Raw genomic sequence first — 6,846 nt, 5'->3', positions numbered from 1 at the left:
AAGCGGCCCGAGCGGGTGATGGCCCTGGGGATGGTGATGGCCCTGGCCCTTTTGGTGTACGCCCTGGGGGAGTGGGCGCTGAGGCGGAGGCTTTGGGAGACGGGGTCCAGCCTGCCGGACCAGAAGGGGAGACCCACAGCCAAGCCCACCTTGCGCTGGGTGTTTCAACTGTTCATGTGGGTCCGCCTGGTGGAGCTGGGGGGCAAGTGGCTGGTTCTCAACCTGGCGCCCCATCACGAGACCGCGGTGCGCCTCCTGGGGGCCGGGCGATATTACCTGCTGGAGTAAAGGGGGTGCGGAATGTGGGCCTGGGGGCATGAGGGGCAAAGTCTTTTGGCTTTTGCTCTTGGCCTGGCTCTTCCTCCTGGCCCGGCCTTCCGGGCCCGCTTTGGCCTGCTGGGACCCCAACTGCGTCCCCCCGGCCTCACACCCCGTACTCCCGGCGGAGCCTTTCCACCCGGGCCCGGGCGATGGGAAGGCGGGGGTCCTTGGGGGGTAGCCTCTGGCGAGGAACAGGCCGAATCCTAGGGAAGTAGCTCTACCCCGGCCCGCCTTCGCAGCTTGCGGTCCAAAGTCCAAAGTGGCGAGCCCGGCCCCTTGCCTGCGGGCGCGTTGAGCCAAGAAGGCGTCCACCAGGCTGAGCCCTCCCTTCCCGGCCTCCTCCAGGGCGGGGCGGAGGTCCTCCTCGTCTTCCAGAAGGACCCCCTCCCGGTCCAGCAGGTCCGAGAGGGCCCCCGCCGCCTCGGCCCGCCCCACCCCGTAGAAGGAGACCAGGGTGTAGAAGGCCTCGGCCACCGCCAAGGGGTGGACGGCCAGGGTGTAGCGCCCCTCCTCGGCCCCGCGAAACACCTCCAGGGCTTGGGCGGCAAGCTCCGGAGGGTCCCCGGTCAGGAGGCGGAGCATCAGCCAGATAGTAGGGCTTCAAGCCCCTTCCCTCCACGCCTCCTCCCGCGCCCGCCTCTCTGCCTCTTCCCCGGGGAACCCCCGCTTGCCCTTCAGGCGCCCGAGCAGGGCTTCCAGGGGTACGCGGCGCCGGGGGCGGAGGAAGGCCCCCCCTTCCCGGAGCTCAAAGACCACCTCTTCTCCCGGGCGGAGGCCAAGGGCCTCCCGGATCGCCTTGGGAAGGGTGATCTGCCCTTTACTGCTTACCCTGGACTTTACCATTCCCTTCTCACTTTACCACGGCCCCCATTCCGGCGCCACAAAGCCGCGTTTGCCGGCGAGACCTAGCCTCCTTTCACCGCCACCCCCTTCCCGCCGGGGGGCGAGGGGGAGGAGGAGGGGAAGACTCACGGGGACCTCCCCTCCCTCAAGGCGAGGAGCCGCCCGCACCCTATGGGCCCCAAGGCCAATGGCAGGAGGAGAAGGAGGCCCAGGAGGGCGGTAAGGAGGGGCACCTGGGGGCCAAGGGTCCCCAAGCCCCCCGCCAGGAGGGTGCCGAGGAGGCTCCCCAGGGAGAGAAGGGCTACCGCCCCCGCCTGCACCCGGCCCAGGAGGGCCTCCGGCGCGAGGCGCTGCCGGTAGGCCCGTAGGTGGACCCCGCTTAAGGCACCGCCCCCGCCCACAAGGAAAGCGCCAAGAGGCCCGAAAGGAAAGGGCAGGAGGAGGAGGGCAAGCCCCAAGACCCTCAGCCCGTGCCCGCCCCAAATCCCCAGGCAAGGCCCTACCCTCCCCGCCGCGAGGCTTCCCAGGAAGCCCCCCAGGGAGAGGCCCAAGGGGTAGAGGCCGTAGAGGGCAGGGGGCGTCTCCTGGGCCAGGGCCAGGAGGGGCAGGAGGGCCAGAGCTAGCCCGGAGAGGAAGCTCAGGGCCAGGGCGTAGAGGGTAAGGGGAAGGAGCCGCCTGTCCTCGAGGAGGAAGGCGAGCCCCGCGAGAAGGGCCCTCAAGGTAAGACCCTCCCCCTTCGCCGCCCGTGGGGGCGGGTAGGCGGGGAGGTCCCGGAGGAGAAGGCCCTCCCCCGCGAGGAGGAGGCCTCCCAGGGCGAAGGGTAGGGGCTTGGCCAGGAGCAGGAGGGGAGGGGCCAGGAGGTCCCCCAGGCCGTCTCCGAGGAGCTGGGCCGCTTGAAGCCTCCCTCCTTCCCTTTCTAGCCTGCCCTGGGCCAGGCGGACCAGGAGGGCATGCCAGGCGGGGAGGTCCAGGGCCAAAACGGCTTGGAAGAGGAAGGCCAGGGGGAGGAGGAAGAGGGGTTCTTTGGGAAGGAGGGCGAAGAGGCCCAGGATCCCAGCTCTAAGCCAGACCCCTGCGAGGAGGAGGGTCCTGCGGTCCAGCCGGTCCAGGAGGAGGCTGGCGAGGAGGTCCAGGGGCAGGGTGAAGTAGGGGAGAGCGGCCAAGAGGGCCAGGGTCCAGGTCGTTCCTTCAAGGCCCAGGAGGAGCCCGAGGCCTGTGAAGGCCAGGCTCCCCCCGAAGACGCCTAACGACTCGGCTAAAAGGTACCTCGCCCGCAAGCTGAAAGGCTCCAAGAAAAGGACCTCATGTGGCCCTCCTGCGTCCGGCCGCCGGCCTTAACCTCCTGCACCTCCTTGCATCCGCGTCGCCCTCTAATGGCTGACCCTCAATTTAGGCCCTCCGGAGCCACTTTCCTGGCTTTCGTACCATTCTCTTGCCGTTATCCCGTAGATTTCCATGTCTTCCCACTGCCCGGATTTCCAAACGGCGGCCCTCCGCTTCCCCTCCCACGTAAAACCGACCCGTTTTAGCAGGCGGATAGAGGCTTCATTAGAACTGAGCACATTGGCTTCCACGCGGTTTAAGTTTAGCCCCTCAAAGGCGTACCGAAGCGCCAGGCGCGCGGCCTCGGTTCCCAAGCCTTCACCCCGCCTAGACTCTTCGCCTAGGATGACGGCAAAAAAGGTGGAGCGGTTTCGCCAGTCTATCGGTTGAAGGGCGACCTCGCCTACGATCTCCTCTGTTTCGCGGTAGACCACGGCAAGGACCCTGGCGTGGGGGTTGCTTCGCAATTGCTGGAGCCAGGCCTCCATCTCTTCTAGCGATCTGGGTAAGGGGTCACCGAAGAAGGCGCGTGCGATGACCTCTTCTTTGTACATCCACGCGATAATTTTTTTGTAGATGGGCCCGCTGTACCGGATCTAAACGGACTCTTTCCCCCACGAACATTCCTACCCTCCTGGGGCGATGTAGCGGCGCAGGCCTAGCCAAAAGGCCAGGCTTCCCAGGGTGAGGAATCCCAGACCGAATCCCCAAAGCGTGGCGAGACCAGAACCTTCAACAACGGCCCTTGCCGGTAGCGGTCCCAACCAGAGGGCCGGGATCAGGCTGAGAAGGAGCGCCTTGATGGCGGGTTTGTACACGCTAGGCGGCCAGGTGGCAAACTGGACGAGCCCAGCGTAGGCCACCGGAAGCAGGTTCTGGACCCTGAGGCCCCAAAGGGACATGGAGGCCAGGGCGAGGAAGAAGCCCAGAGCCACAAGCGAAGCGCCCACCAGGGCACATAGGGCGTAGAACCAGTTCACGCCGAGTAACGCCAGAACGCTCAGGGACCAAAGGAGGTCGCCTAGGCCTGTGGGCTGCAGGCGAAGGGAAAGGAGGTAGGGCAAGAGAGGAACGGGAAGTGGAAGGTGGACTTCCAGCTCTCCCGTTTCTGCCAAACGAGCCAGGCCCAACACCCCGCCCCAAAGCGCCTGTAGAAGCCCCAAGGCACCAAAGGCCATCGCCCAAGTGAGTACCAGGTCCTCAAAGCGGAATCCCCGGACCTCCGGGAAACGCAGGAAGAAGAGGTAAAAGACCAAAAGCCAGAGGCTGTTGTTGACCACCCTGGCCAAAATGCTTGCCCAGAACCCCAGGGGGTCCTGCCATGCTTCTAGAAAACGGCTCCGTAGCACAAGTGGCCAAGCTCTAAACCACCGGGACCAGGCCCCCATCTACACCTCCCCCCTTCCCGACAAAGTGGCCAGGGCTCGAGGGAAAAGGCGGGCCAGGAGACCCAAGAAAACTAGGCTCCAACCCAGGCTAGCCAGAAGCCAAACCGGCTCGCCTCCGGCGGCTACCCGGGCCGGCAGGTAAAAGGTCGCGGCGAGAGGCTGGAGTAGAAGGAGCGCTCCGCCCTGCGGCCAAAATTCCAGGGGCAACACTACAGCCCCCCCTAAGAGCCGTAACATCTCCAGGAGAACCCCAAGGGCCATGGGAGAGGTGGACCTAAAGGTCAGCAAAGCGAAGCTCAGCTCCAGTAGGAAGTTCAGGATGAGGCCCAGAGCCAGGGCGGGAAGGCTCCAAAGGCTTAAGGAGGCGGATAGGCCCAAAGCCCAGATGACCGCGCCCCCCACGGCGACCACCAAGGGGACCTGTAGGAGGGCGGTGGCTAGGTAACGCTGAAAGCTGAGGAGGACAAAAGGATAGGGAAGGGCCAAGCGAAGGGCTAACTCTCCCATCCGGGCCTCCTGGTGAAGTTGGCTCCAGAACCTGGGCACTCCCATGTAGAGGGCCTCTGCCGCCCAGAGGTACCCTAAGATCCATGGTGGCCCTTCTAGGCTTCCCCAAAGGGAAAAGAGCACCACGTAGACGACGAGGGTGTAGCCGAGATACAGCGCCATCCCCGGCCAGCCTCTCCAGGCCTCCCTGAGGCGAAGTCCCAGGACGGCTAGGTGCGAAGCCAAACCTCCATCACCTCCTCTAGGCTGGGTTCCTGAACGGAGACTTCCCGCACCCTTCCGAGGGCCAGCATCCGCGACAGAAAGCCTGGAATTTCCTCCGGGGAAACCTTGGCCTCCAGAACATACCCACCTTCGGAAACCGTGGCTCCTGGAGGGGGATTTTCCTGGAAAGGTTCGTGGAAGATCACCTTGACGCGGCGGAAATCTAGACCCGTTCGGAAGGCAGAAAGGTCTCCCAGGAAGGCTACCTCTCCGCGCCGCAGGACCAGGGCTCGCTCCAGGACCCCTTCCACTCCCGAGAGTTCGTGGGATGCCAGGATGAGGGTGACACCCCGGTGGGCTTTGAGGGTTTCTAGAAGATTTAAAACCGACTTGCGCCCTAGCGCATCTAGGCCAATAAAGGGCTCGTCCAAAAGGAGGAGTTCCGGTTCGGGCAGGAGGGCCAGGGCCAGTTCTGCACGGTTGCGTTGTCCCAGGGAAAGGCGGGAGGCGGCGACCCCAAGGATAGGGTTGAGGTCCAGGGCCTCTGCCACCTCCTGGATCCTGCGCTTGGCGTGTGCCCCGACAAGCCCGTAGAGCGCTCCCCAAAGTTTGAGGTTTTCCTCCACGGAAAGCAAGGGGGAAAGACGAGACCGCCCACCTAGGACAAGCCCATAGCGTTGGGCCAGCCGGGTGCGGAAACGCCAGGGGTCCAGCCCCCAAAGCCGGACCTCGCCTTCCCGAGGCAGGAGGATTCCGGCCAGAACCTTGATCAGGGTGGACTTGCCGGCCCCGTTTCCCCCCAGAAGGGCCAGGCCCTCTCCAGGGCCAAGGCTAAACGTAACCCCCCGGAGGGCCTGCACTTCTTCCTTTGCCCTCCGGAAGATCACAGTTAAGCCGCAAGCTTCTACGACGGGCTTGATCTCGTGGTGGATCACCGGACTAGGGCTTTAGCGTCTGCGAGAGCGAAGGCTTCTTCACGGGCAATGCAAGGAGCGCATACCCCACACGGGGCTTCTCCCGAGGCAACGCAGCTCCACGTCTCCTCAAGGGGTACTCCGAGCTCGAGGCCTAGGGCCACCACTTGTTGCTTGGTAAGTCCCGCAAGGGGCATCTTAAGCTGGACTTGGTTGAACTCCAAGAATTCCCCCACGAGGGCAAGGTACGCCTCCAGCTTGGGGTGAGAGGCGAAATCGTCCTTGATGACCCCCAGGTAGACTTCCTCCACGCCCATTTTGGCCGCCAGGGATCCCGTAATGGGGGTCATCGTACAAGGGTCTGTCCAACCGGCCCGTATCTGCTCCCTCCCGGGGAAGGCCAGCTCCGGTGGGCTGAAGAGACGATCGCCAAGCTCAAAGTGAGGCACGCGGTTCCGGTAAACGGGGACACCAAGGCGGGAAGCCACCTTTTCCGCCGCCCTCCACTCCCTTTCGGCGGGAGGGGTACCCAGGTCCAGGTAAACCGCCAAGAGGCCTTCCAGCCTGTCCTGCTTCTTGAGCTTGTACAGGAGGACGCTGGAATCTACACCGCCGCTGAGCATCACCAGCCTTTTCATGCCTTATCCCTCCTCTAACCCGGAGGGAGCTTTCCTTCCGGGTTAGCCCCAGGGTAGCAGGGGGAAGATTACGCGGGGTTACGTGGAAGGGGTTCCACGCCTGGCCTCCCGCGTAACCTCGCGTAACCTCAGGCCCTCCGCGTAACCCTCCCCGTGGCACCCTGGGGGCATGAGGGGCAAAGTCTTTTGGCTTTTGCTCTTGGCCTGGCTTCTCCTCCTGGCCCGGCCTTCCGGGCCCGCTTTGGCCTGCTGGGACCCCAACTGCGTCCCCCCGGCCTCGTACCCTTTCTTCCGGTTTCCTTCGCCCGACTGGCCCAGGGAAGCTCCTTAGGGACCTTTTGCTGGGGCCCCCATGCTGGCGCGAGCCAGCATGGGGTGGTATCAGAGGCTGTCGTAAAAGGATGGTATCCTTGAGGGGTGAGCTCTAGACGATCTTACCCCAGCGACCTCAGCGATGCGGAGTGGGCCCTCCTGGAACCCCTCATCCCAGCCCCCAAGCCCGGCGGCCGCCCCGCCAAGGTGCCGAGGAGGGAGATTGTTAACGCCATCCTTTACGTCCTGGAAAACGGCATCAAGTGGCGGGCCATGCCCCATGATCTGCCCCACTGGTCCACCGTCTACCACTACTTCCGCAAGTGGCAGAAGGAAGGCATTTGGGAGAAGGCCGTCCAGGCCCTGGCCCGCCAGGACCGGGAGCGAGAAGGGAGG

The 6,846-nt window shown here is 64.6% G+C and carries 7 protein-coding genes and 1 pseudogene; 2 read left to right on the top strand and 6 right to left on the bottom strand.

What is annotated here, in order from left to right; all coding sequences use genetic code 11:
* Positions 1-288: pseudogene (locus tag BLP62_RS12850) on the top strand (IS1634 family transposase); the annotation flags it as partial.
* Positions 289-921: 633 nt separating this feature from the next.
* Here BLP62_RS12850 and BLP62_RS12835 read toward each other — a convergent pair.
* The 6 genes from BLP62_RS12835 to BLP62_RS12805 form a co-directional block, all read right to left on the bottom strand.
* Positions 922-1,164 carry an AbrB/MazE/SpoVT family DNA-binding domain-containing protein gene (locus BLP62_RS12835; RefSeq protein ID WP_008631141.1) on the bottom strand — a complete coding sequence of 81 codons (243 nt, stop codon included), beginning with the start codon at positions 1,162-1,164 and terminating at the stop codon, positions 922-924.
* A gap of 125 nt (positions 1,165-1,289) precedes the next feature.
* Positions 1,290-2,441, bottom strand: a complete 1,152-nt coding sequence (locus tag BLP62_RS12830) for a hypothetical protein (RefSeq protein ID WP_093008688.1) — start codon at positions 2,439-2,441, stop codon at positions 1,290-1,292.
* A gap of 93 nt (positions 2,442-2,534) precedes the next feature.
* Positions 2,535-3,041 (bottom strand): GNAT family N-acetyltransferase, encoded by a 507-nt coding sequence (locus tag BLP62_RS12825; protein WP_093008686.1) that lies wholly within the window; start codon positions 3,039-3,041, stop codon positions 2,535-2,537.
* A gap of 72 nt (positions 3,042-3,113) precedes the next feature.
* Positions 3,114-3,767: an ABC-2 family transporter protein gene (locus tag BLP62_RS12820; RefSeq protein ID WP_241374319.1), complete on the bottom strand. Its 654-nt coding sequence runs from the start codon at positions 3,765-3,767 to the stop codon at positions 3,114-3,116.
* A gap of 824 nt (positions 3,768-4,591) precedes the next feature.
* A complete protein-coding gene (locus tag BLP62_RS12810) occupies positions 4,592-5,446 on the bottom strand; it encodes an ABC transporter ATP-binding protein (RefSeq protein ID WP_241374318.1) in 855 nt (284 codons plus the stop codon).
* Positions 5,447-5,517: 71 nt separating this feature from the next.
* Positions 5,518-6,138, bottom strand: a complete 621-nt coding sequence (locus tag BLP62_RS12805) for a 7-cyano-7-deazaguanine synthase (protein ID WP_093008682.1) — start codon at positions 6,136-6,138, stop codon at positions 5,518-5,520.
* Positions 6,139-6,555: 417 nt separating this feature from the next.
* On the opposite strand from BLP62_RS12805, the gene BLP62_RS12800 reads away from it, so the two are divergent.
* The coding region (locus BLP62_RS12800) for a transposase (protein WP_143004375.1) at positions 6,556-6,846 on the top strand (291 nt) is incomplete at its 3' end.

It is taken from the genome of Thermus arciformis, assembly GCF_900102145.1.
GTDB lineage: Bacteria > Deinococcota > Deinococci > Deinococcales > Thermaceae > Thermus > Thermus arciformis.
The sequence above is the reverse complement of the archived record's forward strand: the minus strand, read 5'-3'. Positions and strand labels throughout refer to the sequence as shown.